Origin of the sequence: Bifidobacterium italicum (assembly GCF_002286915.1) — a bacterium.
Classification (GTDB): domain Bacteria; phylum Actinomycetota; class Actinomycetes; order Actinomycetales; family Bifidobacteriaceae; genus Bifidobacterium; species Bifidobacterium italicum.
Genome location: NZ_MVOG01000042.1, coordinates 1 through 21,811 on the forward strand (window position 1 = coordinate 1; position 21,811 = coordinate 21,811).

At 68.1% G+C, this 21,811-nt stretch carries 18 protein-coding genes and 1 tRNA gene; 11 read left to right on the forward strand and 8 right to left on the reverse strand.

From position 1 onward, the window contains the following. The 4 genes from infB to B1400_RS08480 all read left to right on the forward strand — a co-directional run. Window positions 1-1,863 (forward strand): translation initiation factor IF-2 (infB, locus tag B1400_RS08465; RefSeq protein WP_095613970.1); only part of this gene is annotated, 1,863 nt, incomplete at its 5' end. A gap of 141 nt (window positions 1,864-2,004) precedes the next feature. Then, on the forward strand, window positions 2,005-2,670 hold the full coding sequence (rbfA, locus tag B1400_RS08470; RefSeq protein WP_095613971.1) for a 30S ribosome-binding factor RbfA: 666 nt from the start codon (window positions 2,005-2,007) through the stop codon (window positions 2,668-2,670). Between the two features lie 4 nt (window positions 2,671-2,674). Beyond that, a complete protein-coding gene (truB, locus tag B1400_RS08475; protein WP_235607402.1) occupies window positions 2,675-3,676 on the forward strand; it encodes a tRNA pseudouridine(55) synthase TruB in 1,002 nt (333 codons plus the stop codon). 52 nt (window positions 3,677-3,728) lie between these two features. Next, window positions 3,729-4,976 (forward strand): riboflavin kinase, encoded by a 1,248-nt coding sequence (locus B1400_RS08480; protein ID WP_095613972.1) that lies wholly within the window; start codon window positions 3,729-3,731, stop codon window positions 4,974-4,976. Between the two features lie 3 nt (window positions 4,977-4,979). Here B1400_RS08480 and radA read toward each other — a convergent pair whose 3' ends face one another. Continuing rightward, the gene (gene radA, locus B1400_RS08485) at window positions 4,980-6,392 is read right to left on the reverse strand and encodes a DNA repair protein RadA (RefSeq protein ID WP_095613973.1); all 1,413 of its coding nucleotides are present in this window, start codon (window positions 6,390-6,392) and stop codon (window positions 4,980-4,982) included. Window positions 6,393-6,810: 418 nt separating this feature from the next. Between radA and B1400_RS08490 the strand changes: the two genes are divergently transcribed. From B1400_RS08490 to rpiA, 4 genes are all read left to right on the forward strand, one after another. Continuing rightward, window positions 6,811-7,428, forward strand: coding sequence for a hypothetical protein (locus tag B1400_RS08490; protein ID WP_162288206.1), 618 nt, complete (start codon window positions 6,811-6,813; stop codon window positions 7,426-7,428). Between the two features lie 88 nt (window positions 7,429-7,516). Beyond that, entirely contained in the window at window positions 7,517-7,606 is a 90-nt protein-coding gene (locus B1400_RS08495; RefSeq protein ID WP_004268639.1) for a 30S ribosomal protein bS22, read from the forward strand. A 117-nt stretch (window positions 7,607-7,723) separates the two neighbouring features. Continuing rightward, window positions 7,724-8,815 (forward strand): ribonuclease H family protein, encoded by a 1,092-nt coding sequence (locus B1400_RS08500; RefSeq protein WP_095613974.1) that lies wholly within the window; start codon window positions 7,724-7,726, stop codon window positions 8,813-8,815. A 77-nt stretch (window positions 8,816-8,892) separates the two neighbouring features. Beyond that, a complete protein-coding gene (gene rpiA / locus B1400_RS08505; RefSeq protein WP_095613975.1) occupies window positions 8,893-9,594 on the forward strand; it encodes a ribose-5-phosphate isomerase RpiA in 702 nt (233 codons plus the stop codon). 165 nt (window positions 9,595-9,759) lie between these two features. Here the strand turns inward: rpiA and pgm are convergent, their stop codons facing one another. Then, window positions 9,760-11,436, reverse strand: coding sequence for a phosphoglucomutase (alpha-D-glucose-1,6-bisphosphate-dependent) (gene pgm / locus B1400_RS08510; protein ID WP_095613976.1), 1,677 nt, complete (start codon window positions 11,434-11,436; stop codon window positions 9,760-9,762). A 224-nt stretch (window positions 11,437-11,660) separates the two neighbouring features. Further along, window positions 11,661-12,803 carry a diacylglycerol/lipid kinase family protein gene (locus tag B1400_RS08515; protein WP_095613977.1) on the reverse strand — a complete coding sequence of 381 codons (1,143 nt, stop codon included), beginning with the start codon at window positions 12,801-12,803 and terminating at the stop codon, window positions 11,661-11,663. A gap of 180 nt (window positions 12,804-12,983) precedes the next feature. On the opposite strand from B1400_RS08515, the gene serS reads away from it, so the two are divergent. Beyond that, window positions 12,984-14,267 carry a serine--tRNA ligase gene (gene serS, locus B1400_RS08520; RefSeq protein ID WP_095613978.1) on the forward strand — a complete coding sequence of 428 codons (1,284 nt, stop codon included), beginning with the start codon at window positions 12,984-12,986 and terminating at the stop codon, window positions 14,265-14,267. A gap of 101 nt (window positions 14,268-14,368) precedes the next feature. Further along, window positions 14,369-14,453 (forward strand) — tRNA-Ser (locus B1400_RS08525). An 88-nt stretch (window positions 14,454-14,541) separates the two neighbouring features. Here the strand turns inward: B1400_RS08525 and B1400_RS08530 are convergent. The 5 genes from B1400_RS08530 to B1400_RS08550 all read right to left on the reverse strand — a co-directional run bounded on the left by B1400_RS08530 (window position 14,542) and on the right by B1400_RS08550 (window position 21,307). After that, window positions 14,542-16,158 (reverse strand): alpha/beta hydrolase family protein, encoded by a 1,617-nt coding sequence (locus tag B1400_RS08530; RefSeq protein WP_235607403.1) that lies wholly within the window; start codon window positions 16,156-16,158, stop codon window positions 14,542-14,544. Window positions 16,159-16,219: 61 nt separating this feature from the next. Next, window positions 16,220-16,909 (reverse strand): DUF4125 family protein, encoded by a 690-nt coding sequence (locus B1400_RS08535; RefSeq protein WP_095613979.1) that lies wholly within the window; start codon window positions 16,907-16,909, stop codon window positions 16,220-16,222. A 72-nt stretch (window positions 16,910-16,981) separates the two neighbouring features. After that, the gene (locus tag B1400_RS08540) at window positions 16,982-19,078 is read right to left on the reverse strand and encodes a DUF4037 domain-containing protein (RefSeq protein WP_095613983.1); all 2,097 of its coding nucleotides are present in this window, start codon (window positions 19,076-19,078) and stop codon (window positions 16,982-16,984) included. 136 nt (window positions 19,079-19,214) lie between these two features. Continuing rightward, a complete protein-coding gene (locus tag B1400_RS08545; RefSeq protein ID WP_095613980.1) occupies window positions 19,215-19,907 on the reverse strand; it encodes a LuxR C-terminal-related transcriptional regulator in 693 nt (230 codons plus the stop codon). Beyond that, a complete protein-coding gene (locus B1400_RS08550; protein WP_095613984.1) occupies window positions 19,904-21,307 on the reverse strand; it encodes an ATP-binding protein in 1,404 nt (467 codons plus the stop codon). Before B1400_RS08550 ends, B1400_RS08545 begins: the two co-directional genes overlap by 4 nt. 114 nt (window positions 21,308-21,421) lie before the next feature. Between B1400_RS08550 and B1400_RS08555 the strand changes: the two genes are divergently transcribed. Further along, a partial coding sequence (locus B1400_RS08555) for a PspC domain-containing protein (protein ID WP_133064667.1) occupies window positions 21,422-21,811 on the forward strand: 390 nt, incomplete at its 3' end.

A 21,811-nucleotide genomic window follows, 5' to 3' on the forward strand; every position in this document is an offset into this window, starting at 1 on the left:
CGCCATGAGTACGAGGAGCTGAAAGCACCGGTCATCGGCGGCGTGCGCATCCCGAAGGGCAACGGACAGACGATCCGTCTGCGTCAGGGCGCCTCGCTCGCCGACCTCGCGGAGAAGATCAACGTCAATCCGGCGGCGCTCGTCACCGTGCTGTTCCATCTCGGTGAGATGGCCACGGCGACGCAGTCGCTCGACGAGGCGACGTTCCAGATCCTCGGCGAGGAGATCGGCTGGAACATCAAGATCGTCTCCGCCGAGGAGGAGGACAAGGAGCTGCTCCAGCAGTTCGACATCGACCTCGAATCGGAGGAGCTGCAGGAGGACGAGGACCTGCGGCCGCGTCCGCCGGTCGTCACCGTCATGGGCCACGTCGACCACGGCAAGACGCGCCTGCTCGACACGATCCGCCGCACGAACGTCGTCTCCCGCGAGGCCGGCGGCATCACGCAGCGCATCGGCGCCTACCAGGTGACCGTCGACCTCGAGGGCGAGGAACGCAAGATCACGTTCCTCGACACCCCGGGCCACGAGGCCTTCACGGCGATGCGCGCCCGCGGCGCCGAACTCACCGACGTGGCGATCCTCGTCGTCGCGGCCGATGACGGCGTCATGCCGCAGACCGTCGAGGCGATCAACCATGCGCAGTCGGCGCATGTGCCGATCGTCGTCGCCGTCAACAAGATCGACGTCGAAGGCGCCAACCCGGAGAAGGTGCGCGGCCAGCTCACCGAATTCGGCCTGATCCCCGAGGAGTACGGCGGCAACACGATGTTCGTCGACATCTCCGCGAAGCAGGGCACGAACGTCGACAAGCTGCTCGAAGCCGTGCTGCTCACGGCCGACGCCGAACTCGACCTGCGCGCCAACCCGGACATGGACGCGCGCGGCGCGACCGTCGAGGCGAGGCTCGACAAGGGCCGCGGCGCCGTGGCGACCGTGCTCGTGCAGTCCGGCACGCTGCACATCGGCGATTCGATCGTGGCCGGCACCTCCTACGGACGCGTCCGCGCGATGCTCGACGAGAACGGCAAGAACATGGAGGCCGCGGGGCCGTCCACGCCGGTGCAGGTGCTCGGCCTGACGTCGGTGCCGACCGCGGGCGACCTGTTCCTCGTCGCGCCCGACGACCGCGCCGCACGCCAGATCGCCGAGAAGCGCCAGGCCACCGAACGTGCCGCGCAGCTCGCGAAGCGCCGCAAGGTCGTCTCGCTCGAGGACTTCAAGAAGAAGCTCGCCGAATCCGAGATCGACATGCTCAACATCGTCATCAAGGGCGACTCGTCCGGCTCGGTCGAGGCGCTTGAGGACTCGCTGATGAAGATCGAGGTCTCCGACGAGGTCGGCATCCAGGTCATCCACCGCGGCGTCGGCGCGATCACGCAGAACGACGTCAACCTCGCGAGCGTCGACAAGGCCGTCATCATCGGCTTCAACGTGCGTCCGAACCGTCAGGTCGCGGACCTCGCCGAGCGCGAAGGCGTCGAGATCAAGTACTACTCGGTCATCTACAAGGCGATCGAGGACATCGAGGCCTCGCTCAAGGGCATGCTCAAGCCGGAGTACGAGGAGGTCACGACCTCGCATTCGGAGATCCGCGAGATCTTCCGTTCGTCGAAGTTCGGCAACATCGCCGGCGTCATGGTCCTCGACGGCGAAGTCAAGCGCGGCACGAAGGCGCGCATCCTGCGCGACGGCGTCGCGACCGTCAACGACCTCGAGATCTCGTCGCTGCGCCGCTTCAAGGACGACGTCAAGTCGGTCACCGAAGGATACGAGGCGGGCATCAACCTCGGCTCGTTCAACGACATCGAGATCGGCGACATCATCGAGACCTTCGAGATGCGCGAGATCGAACGCAAGTAGCGGCGCCGCCCCGGCGGCAAGCGGTGACGGAAACGCCCATGGCCCTTCGGCTATGGGCGTTTCCCGTTGCGCGCGACATTCGGGTACGCTGGTCTCTAGCGTGAGCCGAGACCGGACACGGCAGTAAGGAAAGAAGAACCCATGCAGTCAACCAATCCGCGCGCCGCGCGCATCGCGGCGCTCATCCAGCGCGTCATCGCGTCGAACATGGAGTCGACGCTGCACGACAAGCGGCTCAAGAACGTGACGATCACCGACGTCCATGTGACCAACGACCTGCAGATCGCGAAGGTCTACTGGACGACGCTGTCGCATACCGGCAACGACGACGGCGAGCGCAAGCGCGCGCGCACCGCGCTCAACCAGGCGAAGGGGCGCCTGCGTTCGCTCGTCGGCGCGAAGGCCGGACTGAGGCTCACGCCGCAGCTCGAGTTCGTCTTCGACGAGGTGCCCGGCGAGGCGCATGAGATCGAGGACATCCTCGTCACCGCGCGCAAGCGCGACGAGGAGCTCGCGAAGCTGCGCGCGAGCGCGCAGTACGCCGGCGACGCCGACCCGTACCGGCACGACGACTTCGAGCAGGAGGACCTCGCCGACCGTTCCGGCGCGACCGCCGCCGAGACCGAGCGCGAACTCGACGATCTCGAGCATCTGGACAAGGACGACTACACCGAATACGCCGGCGACGTCGTCGAGGTCGAGGAGCTCGAGGACTTCGACGACGACGAGGACGACGTGCCGTCCGACATGTCCCAGATGGCCGCGCGCACGCGGCCGGAGACGACGGTCGACGAGACGCGGGACTGAGCCGGTGGCGGCGAAGGACGGCGGCGCGCAGCCGCTCAACGGACTGTTCATCGTCGACAAGCCGCAGGGCGTGACGAGCCACGACGTCGTCGGCGCCGTGCGCGCGGCCGTGCATATGCGCCGTGTCGGTCATGCCGGCACGCTCGACCCGATGGCCACCGGCGTGCTCGTCGTCGGCGTCGGCAACGCGACGCGGCTGCTCAACGTCATCGTCGACCATACGAAGACATACGCGGCGACGATCCGCTTCGGCCAGCGTACGGCGACCGACGACGCCGACGGGGAGCTCGTCGAGGCGCCGCACATGTCCCCGCTGCCGGATCCCGACATGATCCGCGGCGTTGTTTCACGCGAGTTCCACGGCACGATCGAGCAGGTGCCGAACGCCTACTCGGCGATCAAGGTGCACGGGCGGCGCGCCTACGACCTCGCGCGCGCCGGAGAGCATGTCGAGCTCGAGGCGCGGCCGGTGACGATCCACCGTTTCGACGTGGGGGATGCGCGCCCGGCCACGGCCTCGAACGGCGACGGCGTGCTCGACGTCGACGTGACGGTGACGTGCTCGGCGGGCACCTACATCCGCGCACTCGCACGCGACCTCGGCGAGGCCTTCGGCTGCGGCGCGCATCTGACGAGGCTGCGCAGGCTCGCCGTCGGCGATTTCACCGCCGACGACCCGCATGTCGTGACCGCGCACACCGAGACGCGCGAATTCACGAACCGCGACGGCGAACGGGTGACGCGCGCCCGCGCCGTGCTCGACGTGGCCGCCGGGGACATGGCGGCGCACCTCATCACGATGGCCGACGCCGTGCGCGAGGCGATGCCGACCATCGCCGTGAGCCGCGACGAGGCGCGCGACCTGCGCTACGGGCGATGGATCAAAGGACGAGTCGGCGCCGCAAGTGCGGCGATCGTCGAGGACGACGGCGACGTCGTCGCGATCGTCGAACAGGCGGACGCGGACACCGTCAGGCCGACCGCCGTCTTCCCGGCGGCGCGGTGAGATGCGGCGCGCGGGCCTGGCACACGGATTTGGCAACAGGAGGACAGCAGACATGAACATCATTCGACTCGAACCGGACGAGGGCGGCACCGTCGCATGGCCGACGCTGAGCACGTCCAGGAAATCGGTCGTCACCGTCGGCGTGTTCGACGGCGTGCACCGCGGGCATCAGGCCGTCATCCGACGCACCGTCGAACTCGCGAAGGAGACCGGCAGCTTCGCCGTCGTCATCATGTTCGATCCGCGTCCGGCCTTCGTGCACGAATACGCGAAGACGCACGCCGGCATCGGCGTGCCCGACGGCGTGCACGACGCGCAGGCGATCAGCGGCGTCGACGAACGGCTGCGGATGATGGACGGGCTCGGCGCCGACTACGTGCTCATCGTCCACTACGATCTCGCGTTCGCCGCGAAATCGTTCCGCTTCTTCCTCGGGCAGCTCGTCGGCAAGCTCGGCATGCGCACGCTCGTGCTCGGGCGCGACGCGCGCATGGGCGCCGGCCTCGAAGGCGACGTGAGGAAGATCGGGACGCTCGCGCAGGCGACCGGCGTGTTCGAACTCGACGTCGTCGACGACAACGGCGGCCATGTGCGCGTGCCCGCCGACTTCAAGCCGCAGGCGCCCGAGCGGCCGGGGGAGCCCGGCGATCCTCTCGCGGGGATGGGCAAGGCCGAACGGCGCGCCTGGAGCAAACGCGTCAACGCGCGCGAGGTGCGCGAACTGAGTTCGACGAACGTGCGCTGGCTGCTCAGCCAGGGACGCATCGCCGACGCGAACCATATCCTCGGCCATATGCACGGCGTCGAAGGCGCGGTGACGCACGGCGAGGAGCGCGGCCGCACGATCGGGTTCCCGACGGCGAACCTCGTCGCGCCGATCGACGGATACCTGCCCGTCGACGGCGTATACGCGGGCTGGCTCATCGATCTGGGCAGCGAGGAGGCGTACGCGCAGTCGCAGCGCCCCTTCGGCGACCTCGACGACGGCGGCGTCGCGTCGATCGCGCAGCCGTACACCTCCGGCGGCGTCGAAAACCGCCTCGCGCCGCATTCGCCGTACCGTTGGCCGGCGGCGATCTCGATCGGCACGAAGCCGACCTTCAGCGAGGGCAGCGGTCACGACGAGCGCGTCCTCGAAGCCTACGCCGTCACCGACGACTGGCTCGAGCTCTACGGGCACCGCGTGCGCGTCGAATTCGCGCGCTTCCTGCGTCCGCAGATCAAATTCGACTCGGCGCAGGAACTCGTCGACGAACTCAAGCGCAACGCCGACGAGACGCTGAGGATCGTCGGCGAGTAGCCGTCACTTGCCGCGTTTCGTCAGTTTGAGCGCGTCGAGCGCGTCGCGCAGCGAACGGACCTCGACGATGCGCAGACCCGGAATCGACGCGGACGTGCGCATCGGCGGCACGAGCGCCGTCGTGAACCCGAGGCGCGCCGCCTCGCGCAGCCGGTATTCGAGACGCGGCACCGGACGCACCTGGCCGGTCAGCGAGATCTCGCCGACCGCGCACGTCGAACGCGCGATCGGCGTCGACGTCGCCGCGCTCGCGAGCGCCGCGACGATCGCCAGGTCGCAGCTCGGCTCCTTCGCGACGCCGCCGGCGATCGTCGAGATGTACAGGTCGCGGCTCAGCAGCGACAGGCCGCCATGGCGGTAGAGGACGGCGACGAGCATCGCGATGCGGTTCGCGTCGACGCCGTTGACGGCGCGCCGGGGCGTCGGCAGCACCGAGTCCGTGACGAGCGCCTGCACCTCCACCGGCAGCGAACGGTGGCCGTCGAGCGTGAACGTGACGCAGGTGCCGTCGACGGGCGTCTCGTTCGACGACAGGAACAGCCCCGCCGGATCGGTGACCTCCTCGATGCCGACGCCGCTCATGTCGAAGCAGCCGACCTCGTCGGTCGGGCCGAAACGGTTCTTCACGGCGCGCAGCAGCCGCAGCGCCGTCTGCGGTTCGCCCTCGAACTGGCAGACGACGTCGACGAGATGCTCGAGCGTGCGCGGACCGGCGATCGAGCCGTCCTTCGTGACATGGCCGACGAGCAGCACCGGCACGTCGAGCGACTTCGCCGTGTCGATGAGCGCGCTCGCGACCTCGCGCACCTGCGTGGAGCCGCCGGAGATACCGTCGACGTCCTGCGAGACGATCGTCTGCGCCGAATCGACGATCGCGAGCGCCGGCCTGTGCTGTTCGATGAGGCCGAGCGCGGTGGCGAGGTCGGTCGTCGAGGCGAGCAGCAGGTTCGCCTCGACGGCGTCGATGCGCGAGGCGCGCAGCCGCACCTGCGCCTGCGATTCCTCGCCGGAGATGTACAGGACGTTGCCCGACGGCGTGTGGCGAGCGATGTTGCCGGCCGTCTCCAGCAGCAGCGTGGATTTGCCGATGCCGGGTTCGCCGGCGATGAGCACGACCGAGCCGGGTACGATGCCGCCGCCGAGCACGCGGTCGAATTCGCCGAAACCGGTGGGCACGCGGGTGACGGAAGCCGTGTCGACGTCGGTGATCGGCTGCGCGGCGCTCAGCGCGACCGCCGTCGGCGTCGTGCGCGACGTGCGTCCGGGCGCGGCCGTGCGCTGCGAGGACGCGGCGGGACGCGCCTCATGGAACTCCTCGATCGTGCCCCACTGGCCGCATTCGGGGCAGCGGCCGAACCATTTCGCACCGGTCCACCCGCACTCGGTGCATACGTAGCTCACATTGCTTTTCGCCATATGCAGCAACCTAGCGGCCTTCCCGCACGCGCGCAAGGGCGCGGGGCGTGGTACGCGCGGTTGCCGCCACATCCGCCGTGCATAACTCGATAGCACGGATCGATTATCGGGTGATGAGCCGAGCGTTCGGTGACGGATCGGCGACCCGTGACGAAAAGCGCACATATATGCACATGGGGACCATCGGAGCGATCGTCATCACGCAGAATCGCACGGCACAGCTCATTCAGATCGCACAGCGAGGCGGGAACCGGCGAGTGCGGTCGCATAGCTCGACGGTTTGTACGAATTCTCGAGTTATGCGGCCGCGGGCGTCGGAGCCATGGCGGGGCATGGTGGTCGCATTCGACGCGATTGGCCTCAGCGACGACTGCGCGCGTGACGGACACGGTCAGAAGGATGTGCCAAGATGGGCCACATGGCAGTCAATTCCGGCAAGCAGCAGCAGACGCAGACCTCGTCGACGGCGCGCAAGGCGCGCATCGTCGTGTTCGCGGCCGCCGCCGTCGTCGTGCTCGCGATCCTCAGCGCCTTTGCCTGGCCGGGATGGGCGGTGCGCCATGTGCCGGAGCCGATGGACGTGCCGACGGCGGTCGTCTCGGCGAAACCGACGATCGACGCGAAGGCGCTGCCGGCGAACGCGTCGGAACTGCTCAAGGCGATGCCCGAGCACGTATCGAACTTCGCACGCACCGACGCGCAGGCCACCGACGAATGGGACGCCTCGTCGCCGCTCGAGGAGTACCGGCTCACGTATTCGACCGGCGACGAGGCCAAGGACGTGCAGGTCGTCGTCGGGCAGTGGGCGAGCGAGCAGGAGGCGGTCACGCAATACAACGCGCTCACCAAGATGCTCGAAGGCGACGAGATCGCCGCCGGCAATGTCAAGGTCAACGGCGCGAACGCCGGCGCATACGTCGTCAACGCGGACGACGACGCGCAGGCGATCGCCGTGTGGCGCAACGACACCGTGTGCGTGCGCATCAGCGGGCCGAAGAGCTCCGTCGAGACCGTGTTCAAGCTGTTCCCGCTGTGAACGCAGCGCGCGCCGACTCGCGAAAGTCGGCTGAACGGTGTAACGTTAGGCAAGTTGCAAACTTTCAAGTAAGGAACGGAGGCTGACGATGGGCTCGGTCATCAAGAAGCGCCGCAAGCGGATGAGCAAGAAGAAGCACCGCAAACTGCTGCGTAAGACTCGCCACCAGCGCAAGTAGTCTTACCGCGCTATACAGCGTTACCGCGATCCCGCGGCCATGCACGATCCTCGTGCGGGCCGCGGGATCGTCTTTTTCCGCGGTGCGACGGCGCACCGTGCGGGTACATTGGAAGCCATGACGATCACAGTTTCCACAGACGGTTCCGCGCTCGGCAATCCCAACGGCCCGATGGGCTGGGCGTGGGCCGACCATCCGACGCATGAGACGCGCGGCCACGACCACACCGGCGACTGCGACGCCGGCGGCGCGACGAACGGCACGAACCAGATCGGCGAACTGTGTGCAGTGCTCGAGGCGCTGCGCACGCATCCCGGCGACGAGGAGCTCGTCATCGAGACCGATTCGCAGTACGCGATCAACTGTTCGACGAAGTGGGTGCACGGCTGGAAGAGGAACGGCTGGAGGAACTCGAAGAAGGAGCCGGTGAAGAACGCGGAGCTCATCCGCGCGATCGACGACGAGATCCGGCGCCGCGAGGGACCCGTCCGCTTCGTCTGGGTCAAGGGACACGCCGGCAACGCCGGCAACGAGAAGGTCGACGAGCTCGCGCGCACCTACGCCGGCGACTGCCGTTCGTCGGTGCGCGACGGCTACCTGCCGAAGGAGGGATGGCAGTCGCTGATCGCATCGTCCTATGCGCGCGGCCTCGACGTGCCGCTCGACGCGCGGATGCTGCTCGACGGTGAGCTCTCGCAGGCCGACTACCGACGCGCGCGCTGCATCGGCGGCCAGGGGGATCCCGACGGCCCGAAGGCCGTGGATGATGACGGCATCGTCGACACCGACGAGCGCGCCGTGCGCGATGCCGACGCGGCGTCGGCGCGCGCCGGCATCGACGATGCGCGAAGCGCCGTGCAGGACGCCGATGGCGCACACGACGCACCGTCCGCGCACGACGACGTTACGCCGACCGAGGAATCGACGGCGCATGACACTGCGCAGCCCGCGCACTTTGCACAATCCGCGCAGCCCACATCGTCGTCACCGGCGGACGAGGCGCGCACGGCGTCACCGGAACCGCTGCTGCGGCACAGCGGACTGCATGTGCACGGGACGGTCACGTTCACGCCGCCGCCGTCGTCGAGCCCCCACTACGACGGGCGTCCGCGCGCGATCCGCGGCTACATCGAGGTCGAAGGCACCGTCGACGGCGACGGGACGATCACACTCGACGGCGCGCCGTTCCTCGTCCACCGTCCGCGATGACGGTGTTCGTTCGATGCCACTACACTGGGAAGGCAGCCGGGACGCGATGCCCGGATGGACGAAACAAAAGGAGCGCCATGGATAAGGCACAGCAGGATGCAATGAAGAAGGAAGCCGGCATCGAGGCGGCGAAGCTCGTCAAGAGCGGCATGATCGTCGGACTCGGCACGGGTTCCACGGTCCGCTTCCTCGTCGACGAACTCGGCCGCCGCAAGCAGGAGGAGGGCCTCGAGTTCACCGGCGTGACGACGTCGCGCCGCACGCAGGAGCAGGCGGAAGGCTACGGCATCAAGATCGTCAACATCGACGACGTCGACCACATCGACCTGTGCATCGACGGCGCCGACGAGGTGGACAAGAACTTCAACGGCATCAAGGGCGGCGGCGCGGCGCTGCTGTGGGAGAAGATCGTCGCGATCAACTCGGACCGCATCGTCTGGATCGTCGACGCATCGAAGCTCGTCGACGTCATCGGCCAGTTCCCGCTGCCGGTCGAGGTCATCCCCTTCGGCGCGATGCACGTCATCGAGCGCATGAAGGAGCGCGGCTACAAGCCGACGCTGCGTCTCGACGCCGACGGCAGGCCGGTGCGCACCGATGAGAACAACTACGTCGTCGACCTGCATCTCGAGCGCATCGACGACCCGGCGGGTCTGCACGAGGACCTCATCAACATGGTCGGCGTCGTCGAGGACGGACTGTTCCTCGACATGGTCAACGAGGTCATCGTCGGCGACCCGAACGGCCCGCGCACGCTCGTCAACCCGAACAAGGCGTGAGCATCGCGTCACGCTCATCGATGGACGGGCCTCGCCGATAGACAACGCCCATCGATAGCGGAAGGCCCGCAGCTGCAGCAGCTGCGGGCCTTCCGTCGTTAGGGGATCGACGATGTGCGCTCACGGCATCGGCGGCCGGCGCTCATGCCGCGGGCGCATGGACGCTCACTCGCCGAGCGCCTTGTCGACGACCTGCGTGGCCTCGTCGAGGACGGCGTCAAGCGTCTCGGGGGAGACGAAGGACTCCGCGTACACCTTGTAGATGTTCTCGGTGCCGGAGGGGCGCGCCGCGAACCAGTTGTCCTCGGTGACGACCTTGATGCCGCCGATCGGCGCGTCGTTGCCCGGGGCCTTCGTCAGGATCGCGGTGATGTCCTCGCCGCCGAGCGTCGTGGCCGTGACGTCCTTCGCGTCGAGCTTGGCGAACTTCTGCTTCTGCTCGAGCGTCGTCGGCGTGTCGATGCGGCTGTACCAGCTTTCGCCGAAGCGCTCGACCTGCTCCTGATGGAGCTGCGCCGGGTTCTTGCCGGTCTTGCCGGTGATCTCGGCCGCGAGCAGGTCGGGGATCAGGCCGTCCTTGTCGGTCGTCCAGACGCGGCCGTTGAAGCGCAGGAAGCTCATGCCGGAGCTTTCCTCGCCGCCGAACGCGATCTCGCCGGTGAACAGCGGGTCGACGAACCACTTGAAGCCGACCGGGACCTCGACGACGCGCGCGTCGATCGACGCGGCGACGCGGTCGATGAGCGACGAGGAGACGAGCGTCTTGCCGACGCCGGTGCCCGCCGGCCAGTCGGGACGGTTGCCGCCGAACAGGTACTCGACGCACACGGCGAGGTAGTGGTTCGGGTTCATGACGCCCCAGTTCGGGCAGACGATGCCGTGGCGGTCGGCGTCCGGGTCGGTGCCGCCGACGAGGTCGTACTTGTCCCAGGCGCCGGCGTTGAGCTCGTCGACGAGGCCCTTCATCGCGTACTGCGACGACGGGTCCATGCGGATCTTGCCGTCGTGGTCGATCGTCATGAAGCGCCACGTCGGATCGACGTCGGGGCGGATGACGCCGATGTTGAGGCCGTACTTCTCGTTGATGAGCGGCCAGTAGTTGACCGAGGCGCCGCCGAGCGGGTCGATGCCCAGACGCACGCCGGAGTTGCGGATGACGTCGAAGTCGATGACGTTCTTGAGGTCGTCGACGTAGTGCTCGCGGAAGTCGAAGCGTTCAATGAGGTCCGACTTGATCGCCTGCTCGAAGGGGATGCGCTTGACGTTCCTGAAGTCGCCGAGCAGCTCGTTCGCGCGGTTCGCGATCGCGTTCGTCACGTCGGACGGCGCCGGGCCGCCGGTGACCGGATCGTACTTGAAGCCGCCGTCGGTCGGCGGGTTGTGCGACGGCGTCACGACGATGCCGTCGGCGAGGTCGGCGCCCTCGAAGCGCTGCGTGCCGTCGGCCGCGCGGTTGTGCGTCAGGATCGCCTGGGAGACGACCGGCGTCGGAGTGAAGTCGTCGCGCGAGTCGATGCGCACGCGCACGCCGTTCGCGACGAGCACCTCGATCGCGGTCTTCCATGCCGGCAGGCTCAGCGCGTGCGTGTCGCGGCCGATGTAGAGCGGACCGGTGACGCCGGCGGCCTTGCGGTACTCGGCGATCGCCTGCGTGATCGCGACGATGTGCGCCTCGTTGAACGAGGTCTTCAGCGAGGAGCCGCGGTGGCCGGATGTGCCGAAGATGACGCGCTCCTCGGGGACCGACGGATCCGGGACGACGTCATAGTACTTGCCGATGACCTCGTCGACGTTGATCAGATCTGCTTCAGTGGCGGGCATGCCCGCGTTAGGTGCAACCATACTTCCTTCATTCTGATGGGGACAACAGTTACTTGCTCCATGCTGCAGGGCGTGGTCGCCGTGCAGACGCGGTTTCCAGTTTAGCCGGGGGCGCAGAGATGACATCGATTGCAAAGACGGCATCGGCGGCGTCATATGCATACGGAGGGGGCGCGGCGCGAATGGCGCATCGGATGTCCATCGTTCGCAGCCCATACGCCCGCCGCATGCCCGGCGATATGCGTTCAGTCCTTGGCGAGCGGCGCCTTGACCGGCGGAATCTGCGTCGTCGCGCTGATGCCGTCGTCGAGCGGCACGCGCACGAGCAGCGCCTCGCGGTCGACCGAGAACAGGATGTGGCGCGTCTCGGGCAGCATGTCGCCGTCGACCTGCGCCGGCACCGGCTTGTCGAGCATGACCTCCGCCTGCACGCCCTGCATCTGGTCGATGTGCGAATGCGTCGACAGCGGGCTCTGCGCGGCCTTGCCGGTGATCGTCTGGTGCACGACGTCGCCGAAGAGGTTCGCCCAGCCGATGAGGCCGCCGTTCGTGTCGATCATCTCGAAATCGAGCAGCCCGTCGTTGAACGACGCGTCCGGCATCAGCGAGAACACCGGGATCTGGCCGCAGTTGCCGGCCATGAACGTGCGGAATTCGGTGTCGCGCTGCGTGTATGTCTCGCCATCGGGACCCTTGATCGTGATCGACGCGTGGTATTTCGGCGCGAACAGATGTTTCGCACCGGAGATGAAATAGGCGAGCCAGCTGATGTTCTTCTTGAGCTTGGGGTCCGTGTCGTCGATCATCACTGCGTCGAAGCCGACGCCGGCGATGATCAGGAACGCGTGCGCATGGTCCTCGTCCGGGTCGTCGAGGATCCGCAGGCGGCCGACGTCGACGCGGTGCGAGCCGTGGGAGACGGCGATCGTCAGCGCGGCCTCGACGTCGTCGATCGGAATGCCCATGTTGCGCGCGAACAGGTTGCCGGTGCCGATCGGGATGATGCCCATCGCATGGCCGGTGCCCCCGAGCGCCGAGGCGACCGTGCGCACCGTGCCGTCGCCGCCGACGGCGATGACGACGTCGGCGCCGCGCGCGAGCGCCTCCTTCGCGCAGACGCGTCCGTCCTTGTCGAGCTGCGTGTCGATGAACATGACCTCGGTCAGTCCTTTGCGCGTGCAGTACTCCTTGATGCGCGCGCGCGTCGTAGCCGCGGTCGGCTTGGACGGGTTGATGATGAACGCGTAGTGGACCTGGTCGTCGCGGCGCTGCTCGAGGCGTCGCACGCGCCGGCGGTGCATCGTGATGCGGATGGCGGCGATGATCGCGACGGTGAGCGCGATGAGCGCGATCATCACCGCGAGAATGATCAGTGTCTGTTGGTCCATGGCTCGCCCTCGCTTCTCCTCGCCCGCACGCCGGGCCGCACCCATGGCGGCGCCCGCGCCAGCTACCGGTTTCCCATCTTAGCAAGCGATGCGCGCGCGGCGGCGCGGGGGATGGCAGGCGCCGCGGAAACGGCGGGAAAACAACGGTCGGCTGTCGGCTTCGCGCATTACGCTTAAGCCATGCTCGATATTCAATTCATCCGTGAACACCCTGAAGTCGTCAAGGAATCCCAGCGCAAGCGCGGCGAGTCGGTCGAACTCGTCGACGAGGTCCTCAGAAGCGACGAGGTGCGCCGCACCTCGCTCAAGAAGTACGAGGAGGCGCGCGCCAGGCAGAAGGAGATCGGCAAGCAGGTCGCGAAGGCCGCTGCCGACGAGAAGGCCGCGCTCATCGCGCAGACGAAGGAGCTCTCCGAGCAGGTCTCCGCGTACAAGGCGGACGCGGACACGGCGAACGAGCAGTACACCACGGCGATGTGGCAGCTGTCGAACATCGTCGAGCCGGAGGCACCGGAGGGCGGCGAGGACGACTACGTCGTCGTCAAGAAGGTCGGCCGGATCCGCGACTTCGCGGCCGAGGGCTTCGAACCGAAGGACCACCTCACGCTCGGCGAGGGCGTCGCCGGCATCGACATGAAGCGCGGCGTCAAGGTCTCCGGATCGCGCTTCTACTTCCTGCGCGGCGACATCGCGCGCATGCAGATCGCGATGCTGACGATGGCCGTCGACCAGGCGCACGAGCACGACTTCGTGCTCGCGATCACGCCGACGCTCGTGCGTCCCGAGGTGATGCGCGGCACCGGCTTCCTCAACTCGCACGCCGACGAGATCTACCGTCTGCGCGAACCCGACGAGGACTACCTCGTCGGCACGTCCGAGGTTGCGCTCGCCGGCATGCACGAGGACGAGATCCTCGACCTGAGCCACGGCCCGCTGCGCTACTGCGGCTGGAGCTCCTGCTACCGCCGCGAGGCGGGCGCCGCCGGCAAGGACACCTCCGGCATCATCCGCGTCCACCAGTTCGACAAGGTCGAGATGTTCGTCTACTGCAAGCCCGAGGACTCCTACGAGCAGCACAGGCAGCTGCTCGCGATGGAGGAGGAGATGCTCGGCAAGGTCGAGGTGCCGTACCGCGTCATCGACACGGCCGCCGGCGACCTCGGCTCGTCGGCCGCGCGCAAGTTCGACTGCGAGGCGTGGGTGCCGACGCAGGGCCGCTACCGCGAGCTGACGTCGACGTCGAACTGCACGCAGTACCAGGCGCGCCGCCTCAACATCCGCGAACGCGTCGAGAACGGCACCGAGCCGGTCGCCACGCTCAACGGCACGCTCGCGACGACGCGCTGGCTCGTCGCGATCATGGAGAACCACCAGCAGAAGGACGGCTCGATCGTCGTGCCGAAGGCGATGCGCCCCTACATGGGCGGCAAGGAGGTCATCGAGCCGACGACGTGGGAGGCGTGACCTTCGCGTCGGCGACGTGATGATGCGGCGAGGCGCATGGACGGCGGCCCCGCGTCGGGAACGACGCATGGTATACTGGTCGTCCGTGCGCCAAGCGCACTGGATAGGTGTCCGAGCGGTCTAAGGAGACGGTCTTGAAAACCGTTGACGCGCAAGCGTCCGCGAGTTCGAATCTCGCCCTATCCGCCTGATTGCAAAGGGTTCCGGGAGTTCATCCCGGAACCCTTTGCGCTTTCCATGCCCCCGTGGCGCATGCCGGTAGGGCGGCTGTGCATCATGAGCCGATCAGGCCGAAGAAGTCGCCGAGCAGCAGCGCCAGCAGCACGCAGGCGGAGAGCATTCCGATGATCCAGCTGTGGCCGCGCGCCATACGGTACTCCTTGCGCGGGGCGTCCCTGTCGACGCCTCGCGGATCGAGCTCACCGGGACCGTAGAAGAAGTAGAGGCGCACCCACAGCCAGCACAGCATCACGATTGCGATGAGCGAGCCGATGCGCAGCGCCGTCCATCCGACTTCGAGCGCCGCCGCATGGTCCTCGAGCCTGAGCGCGGCGCGTGCGACGAACGCGAAGTAGGCGAGGAAACCGCAGGTGAGTGCCGGCGTGAGGATGATGTTGCCGATGATGAGCGCCTTCGACTGTGCCGTGTACCGGTGCACGAGCGTGCGTCCGTTGCGTCCCGGCGATTCGGCGTCGCAATGTCGTCGGCGCGCGAACGCGAAGCAGCAGCCGATGACGACGACGAGCCACAGCAGGACGACGAGCGCGTCAACGATGAGCACCTCGAGCAGCGAATGAACGCAGCCCGGCTTGACGTTGGCAGGAACGGCGAACTCCTGGAAGGGTTGCGCGCCGGCGATCGGCGGCGTCGTCCAGTCAGAGTCCGTCGCGCCGGCGGCGACCGCGTTCACCCAGTCCTCGAGATTGTGCGTGTAGTGCGGCTCCAGTTGCAGTCCCGGCAGCGACAGCGACGAGCCGGTGCGCATCTGGTGGTTCGTCGGATAGTAGCGCACCGTCACGTTTTCGTTGCCGACGTCATGGGCTTCGTGGATGAGCTTCTGCGCGCCCTGCTCACAGGGCATCGACGGGTCGCGCGTGCCGTAGTTGACGAGCAGCGGCATCGTCAGGTTGTGCCGGTAGGCGGCCGCGTCGAAGTCGGCGTAGGCGAGGCCGAAGGGTGCGAAGTCGAGGCTGATGAGCTTGGGGATGATGTTGATGACGCCGCTCGGCGCGCCGACGATGTTGAGATACTGCGTCGCCGCCATCGCCATCTGCTGGCGCGGCGAGAACACCGGCGCCGACGTCAGGATCGCAAAGGCGATGTCCTTGTCCCTGTCCGCCATCAGCGTCGCGATCCAAGTGCCCTCCGATTCGGCGTAGATGCCGGCCTTCGTGCGGTCCACGCCCGGCCATGCGCGCAGCGCATCGAGGCCGTCGAGGTAATCCTCGGCGTTCGACATGTAGTCGCGCGACAGCGGCGTGTAGTTGTCGAGGCGCTTGTCCTGCACGAGCGTCGTGATGCCGGCCGACGCCATCGCGTTCGCGATGTCCGCGTAGACCTCGGAGGCCTTGCCGGTGCCGGCGCCGTGCACGAAGGAGCAGGCAGGGCGTCCCTGCGGCGCGCCGACCGGTTCGCGCACGATCGCGTTGACGGTCTTCCCGCCGCTGATCGGGAGCCGGATCTTCGTCTCCTTGACTTTGTAGGTGCCTTCCTGGGATGTCGTGATGCCGCGTGCGGCGATCGCGGTGTCGCTCGTCGACACGGTCAGATGCGCGCTGAGCGGTTCGATGCGCCACGGCGGCATCATCAACGCGCTCACGCCGAGGAACAACGCGAGCGTGACCGTCGACACGACGAGCGTCCATGCGAATTGCTTCCAGAAATGCTGCACGGTTCCTCACTGTATCGCCAGGGTTGCCGATTCTTCGGCGCAAAGCTCAAAGTCGCGTCGGTCACGGCCGTGCCGCGTAGGCATCGCCAGTGCCCTCGCATGACGGCCCGGCCTGCGCGCGTTCGGCGTCGTCGAGGGAACCGGCGCCCGCCAGCCGCATCGTCCACTCCACCGTCTGCTGGGCGATGTTGCCGCCGCGTTCCTGCGTGCGCGCGACGAACTCCTCATACAACGCCAACGTGCGCGGCGAATAGGTGCCCAGTTCGCCGCGCAGATACGTCTCGTACGATGTCTGCTCGGGTCCGTCCTGATCGCTCGTCAGCACGCGCATGTTCGCGCCGATGTGCGGGAAGCGCGCCGTGAAGTCGCGCGCCCAGTCGAGCTGACGCGCCACGATCCGCTCCTGACGCGCGACGCGCGCGTCGTCCAATGCGGGGATGTACGGGGCGATGTCGCGCCGGTAGCGCTCCGGATCGGTCGACGCCATCATGCGCGCGTACTTCTCCTCGACGAGGTTGCGGCCCTGATGCTCGGCGTCGGTCAGGTCCTGCAGGTACGAGCCGATGAGCGCGGTCGGCCACGGCATGAACTGGCTCGTGCGCATCAGCGCGAACATCGGCCAGTTGCCCTGGCAGGCGGCGCGGCCGCCCTCGTTCGTCGTGCGCTGGAACATGTCCCATTCGCGCCGTACGACCTGTTCGACGAGCGACGCCCGTTCGTCGTCCTGTCTTGCGTCGTGCCCTTGCGTCATCGTGGCTCCGTTCCTGATATGACCGTGGTCGGTGATGCGGCCGTGGTCGGTGATGTGGCTGTACTCGTGCCGTCACAGGCTGTGCAGGCACGGCGAGGGATCGTGGATGTGCGCCTCCACATACGGGCGCTGCCATTCGAGGAAGTCGGCGTCCGAGTCGGTCAGTCCCTGCCGCCGCAGTTCGTCGGCGATCTGCGCGCAGACCGTTTCGATGATGCGTCGGACCTCGTCGATATGCGGCGCGGCGCCGGCGCCCCCTTCGCCGAAGCCCGCGCCGGCGAAGCAGGCGGCCGACGCGCGGCGCAGCAGCGTCTCGAGCTCGTCGCATACGCCGGTCAGACGCATGCCTGCGCGCCGGCTCAGCGCGCGCAGCCCGGCGAACCGCCATTTGTAGTACGGCGCATAGCCGACCGTCACCGGGCCGTTGAGCAGGAACACGAGCGAGGAGACGGCCATCGTGAACTCGTCGATGCCCAGCCATGCGGCTGCGCCGTCGCCGCGCGAGAGCATGCGCGGCACGTTGTACTGGCCGGCCTGCGCGATCATCCCGAGGCGCCGGGAGATCCATGCGAGACGCACGTCGTTGGGCATCATCCGGAACGACTGGCGGGCCTTCGAGAAGGCACCGAGCGGGTCGGCGAAGACGCGGCCGTTCGTCGCGTTCGCCAACGTGGCCTCGTCGAGCGTCATCCACAGGTGCGGCTCGTCGGCGCCCGGCGCGCCCGGATATCCGGTGAGCGACGTGAAGAAGCCGCCGATCGTGAACACGCCGTCGCGCCTTCCGTCGCCGGCCGCCCGCGGCGTCGTGGCGGAGCGCGTGACGCCGCCGAACTCGCGCGGCAGCGCCTCGTAGTCGTGCTGCAGCCGTTCGCCGATGCGCGCATAGTCGTCATCGGTGAGCCACAGGCAGAAGCGGGCGCCGAAGTCGTGGTCCTCGGAGAGCGCGTCGTCGAAGCCGAAGCATTCCGAGCCCGGGCCGACCAGACCGGCCGCGATGCGGCCCGTATACTCCGGATAGCGTTCCTCGAGCATCGGCTTGCCGCAGGCGAGCCAGAAGTCGCGGGCGAGCTGAAGGCCGCTGCGGCGCGGCGAAGCGCAGACGGCGGCGGACGGCGCGGGCGTCCGGGGAGCATCGGCGTGAGGGGTCGGTTGGGCGGCCGCGGCGCCGCCGTCCCGTGGTTCCTTCTCCTGCGCGCCGCCGACGGCGCGCAACGCCTCGCGCGCCTCGCCGAGATTGGCTTCGGTGATGCGGTAGTAGTCGGTGTGCTCGCCGTAGCATGCGCGGATGATCGCGAGTGCGCGTTCGTAACGGTCGACGGCGTCCTCGAAGTCGCCGCGTGCGAACGCCGTCTGCGCCGCCGCCGCGAGCGCCGACGCGTAGTGCGCGCTGCCCTCGGCCCCGGCGGCGCGGTAGATCGCCAACGACCGGGCGGACAGCGCGGCGGCCTCGTCGAGCGTCGTGTCGCCCGCGTCGGCATCGGTTGCGGCGTCGGCGTCGTCGGCATGTGCGCAAGCCCGTGTGAGCAGCGCGAGCGCGAGGTTCGCGCAGGTGGAGGCGACGTCGACGTCGGTGTCCGGATCGGGACTGCCGTGTTCGAGGATCGCGAGCGCCTTGCGCAGTTCGGCGACGGCCCGGTCGGGTCGGTCGGTCTCGCCGTAGAGCATCGACAGGTTGTTGTGCAGCGCCGCGAGCCGCCGGTCGTTGGCGTCGTAGACGCGTTCCGCGCAGTCGAGTGCCTGATGGTAGAGGTCCTCGGCCTGTTCGTGGTTGCCGGCGGCGCGCTGCGACGTGGCCGCGTTGATGAGCGTCGTCGCCCACGCCTCGGTGCCTTCGAGCCCGAGGCGCAGCGCGAGCTCGATCGCCCGCTGGATGATCCACTGGTTGTCCTTGTGGCGCGACTGCGAACGGTAGAAGCCCATCGTCTCGTTGAGCACGGTGAGCAGGCCGGCCGGATCGCCGGCGTTCTCGGCCTGCTCCATCGCGTCGAGCAGATACGGCTCGGCCTTCGTGGCCGCCTCGTGCCGGTCGAAGATGGCATCGAGGCCGTGCAGGAACGCGTCGACGTCGAACGCGGCGCAGTCCGCTTCGGCGTCTGCCGCCGCGGGCGGCGCGACGCCTTCGCTGAACCGCGTCAGCTTCGCCAGCAGGTCGTCCTCGTCGTGCGTCATCGCCGCCGCCTTTCGTCCGGGCGCCGCCTGATGCGCCGCCGTCTCGCTGAGCACCATCGTAGGGCATCGGCGTCGGCACACGCCGTCGTCATGATCGCCTTGTGTGAACGGATGTTCGAACCGTGTGCCTCGGAGGTCAGACGATGTGGCGGTCGGCGGCCCACAGCGTCAGCTCGTTGCGGTTCGACAGCTGCAGTTTGCGCAGCACAGAGCTGACATGCGTCTCGACCGTCTTCACCGAGATGAACAGCTCGGAGGCGACCTCTTTGTACGTATAGCCGCGCGCGATGAGGCGCATGACCTCCTGCTCGCGCGTCGAGAGCCGGTCGAGTTCGCTGTCGTGCACCTCCTGCGTCGCGCCGTCCGCGGCCGGCGGCGCGCCTTGGAAGGCCGAGAGCACGAATCCGGCGAGCTTGGGGGAGAAGACCGCGTAGCCGTCGGCGACCTGCTCGATCGAATGGATCAGTTCGTTGCCGGTGATCGTCTTCGTCACATAGCCGCGCGCGCCGGCGCGGATGACGGCGCCGACGTCCTGCGCCGAATCGGAGACCGACAACGCGAGGAACGCCGAATCGGGCGACAATGGCCGCGACTTCGCGAGGATCTCGGCGCCGCCTCCGCCCTCGCCTCCCGGCACATGCACGTCGAGCAGCACGACGTCCGGCTTCGTGTCGGCGATCATCATCACCGACGACTCGACGTCCGCCGCCTGCCCGACGACGTCGAAGGTCGGCGCGAGCGTCGCGATGACGCCCGCCCTGAACATCTCGTGGTCGTCGACGACGGCGATGCGCACCGTCGTGCGCCGCGTCCCGTCCTGTTCGCTCATGGCCTCTCCTTCGCGTCGTCCGGCGCCGTGCGCGCGCCGTCCTGCGACGCGATCGGCATGTGCATGCGCACCTCGGTGCCCCATCCGGGCCTCGAGACAATCTCCACGCTGCCGCCGCGCCGTCTGATGCGCCCGATGATCGACTCGCGGATGCCGAGCCGTTCGGGTGGCACGTCCTCCATCCTAAAGCCGTCGCCGTGGTCGCGCACGAACACCTCGACGAGCGTGTCCGACGCCTCGCAGTACACGGAGACGGGCTCGCCGCCGTGCGTGACCGCGTTGACCATCGCCTGCGCGGCGGCGTCGAGCAGCGCGTCCGTCTGCGCGCTCGGCCTCGCATCGCCGACGGTGACGACGTCGATCGGCCTGCCGTGGCTGTCCTCGATCCGCGCGGCGATCTGCGTGAGCCCGGCCTTGACCGACCGGTCCGAGGTCGTACGCTCCTGATAAAGCCAGCCGCGCAGTTCGCGCTCCTGCGAGCGCGCGAGCGTGAACACCGTCTGCGGCTCGTTCGCGTGCAGCTGGATCAGCGCGAGCGTCTGCAGGACGCCGTCGTGCAGATGCGCCGTCATGTCGGCGCGCTCCTCCTCGCGTTCCTTGAGCGCGCGTTCGTTCGTGAACCCGCGCATCAGCGCCATGATCCAGGGCGTGAGCGTGCCGATGACGGCGAACACGAGCAGCAGGCCGCTGACGAGGCTGCGTGCGAGCGTGACCTCCTGATGCGCGAACAGCGGCTGCACGAGGAAGACGACGTAGGCGACGAATTCGAGCGCGACGCCGATCGCCGTCGTCGTGACCTGGCCGCGCGGCGCGTTGTAGCGCATCCACGCCACGCCGAGGCCGATGACGGCGAGCGCGGCGGGTAGCAGGGCGCCGGCGCGCGAAGCCGCCATGTTGATGACGATCGCGCATGCGATGAGCAGCACGCCGAGCGACGCGAAGAGCGCCGGCTTCGACGCCTCGTCGAAGAGCTGTCTGAGGCTTTCGCCGCTGATCGTCGGCGTCCCCGCGCCCAGCCCGGTGTAGTCGGACGTCTCGCAGCGCGCATCCGCGGACCCGAGGGTCGCGTTGCCTTTCGAGAGCGGCGCGTCGGCGGCGTGCGCGTCCATGGCGATGCGGCGCGCCTCGGCCTCGGGATCGCCCGCCGGAATGAGCAGCCACAGCGCCACATAGGCGCCGAGTCCCACGCCGTACAGCGCGCATAACGCGACGAAGGCGAGTCGCACCCACAGCACATGCACGCCCAGATGCATGCTGACGCCGCGCGCCACACCGGCGATCCAACGTCCCTTGCGCGGGCGCATCAACGGAAGGCGCGCCGGCAGCAACGGCCGCGCGACGTCCTCGGGCGCATCGGTCGGGGGCGCCGGCCGGACCCATGTCGGGGAAACGTTCTGCATGCCTACCATTGTGCCGCCGTTCAGGGAGAAAACCGAGCCCCGACGCGAAGAATCAGGGATGAATCAGGGTGTCCCCGGAGGGTTTGCGCGACTTCGGTTTGCTGTAATGGAGGCATGAGCAACACACAGTACGACCCGCAGCCGCAGGGGCAGGGCGGCCAGCAGGGTCAACCGCAGTACACTGCCCAACCCCAGCAGGCCGCGCCGCGGCCCGAATCGAGCTTCTTCCGCTGGATCCGCGAAAGCCGCGTCGAACGCACGAACAACCGCGTCATCGCCGGCGTGTGCGGCGCGATCGCCCGCGAACTCGGCTGGAACGTGACGCTTGTGCGCGTCCTGATGGTCGTCGCTTTCTTCATCGGCGGCTTCGGCGCCGTGCTCTACGGCATCTGCTGGCTGCTGCTGCCGGACGAGCTCGACCACCGGATCCTGCTCGAGGAGGCGCTCGACGGCCACTGGGACTGGTCCTTCGTCGGCGTCATCCTGTGCATCCTCATCGGCGGG

Excerpts from the sequence above, each read along its gene's own strand:
- B1400_RS08495 (WP_004268639.1), top strand. The coding sequence starts at position 7,517 with ATGGGCTCGGTCATCAAGAAGCGCCGCAAGCGGATGAGCAAGAAGAAG.
- B1400_RS08535 (WP_095613979.1), bottom strand. The coding sequence starts at position 16,909 with ATGACGCAAGGGCACGACGCAAGACAGGACGACGAACGGGCGTCGCTC.
- B1400_RS08480 (WP_095613972.1), top strand. The coding sequence starts at position 3,729 with ATGAACATCATTCGACTCGAACCGGACGAGGGCGGCACCGTCGCATGG.
- radA (WP_095613973.1), bottom strand. The coding sequence starts at position 6,392 with ATGGCGAAAAGCAATGTGAGCTACGTATGCACCGAGTGCGGGTGGACC.
- serS (WP_095613978.1), top strand. The coding sequence starts at position 12,984 with ATGCTCGATATTCAATTCATCCGTGAACACCCTGAAGTCGTCAAGGAA.
- B1400_RS08515 (WP_095613977.1), bottom strand. The coding sequence starts at position 12,803 with ATGGACCAACAGACACTGATCATTCTCGCGGTGATGATCGCGCTCATC.
- rpiA (WP_095613975.1), top strand. The coding sequence starts at position 8,893 with ATGGATAAGGCACAGCAGGATGCAATGAAGAAGGAAGCCGGCATCGAG.
- B1400_RS08540 (WP_095613983.1), bottom strand. The coding sequence starts at position 19,078 with ATGACGCACGACGAGGACGACCTGCTGGCGAAGCTGACGCGGTTCAGC.
- B1400_RS08545 (WP_095613980.1), bottom strand. The coding sequence starts at position 19,907 with ATGAGCGAACAGGACGGGACGCGGCGCACGACGGTGCGCATCGCCGTC.
- B1400_RS08500 (WP_095613974.1), top strand. The coding sequence starts at position 7,724 with ATGACGATCACAGTTTCCACAGACGGTTCCGCGCTCGGCAATCCCAAC.
- B1400_RS08490 (WP_162288206.1), top strand. The coding sequence starts at position 6,811 with ATGGCAGTCAATTCCGGCAAGCAGCAGCAGACGCAGACCTCGTCGACG.
- pgm (WP_095613976.1), bottom strand. The coding sequence starts at position 11,436 with ATGGTTGCACCTAACGCGGGCATGCCCGCCACTGAAGCAGATCTGATC.
- rbfA (WP_095613971.1), top strand. The coding sequence starts at position 2,005 with ATGCAGTCAACCAATCCGCGCGCCGCGCGCATCGCGGCGCTCATCCAG.
- B1400_RS08550 (WP_095613984.1), bottom strand. The coding sequence starts at position 21,307 with ATGCAGAACGTTTCCCCGACATGGGTCCGGCCGGCGCCCCCGACCGAT.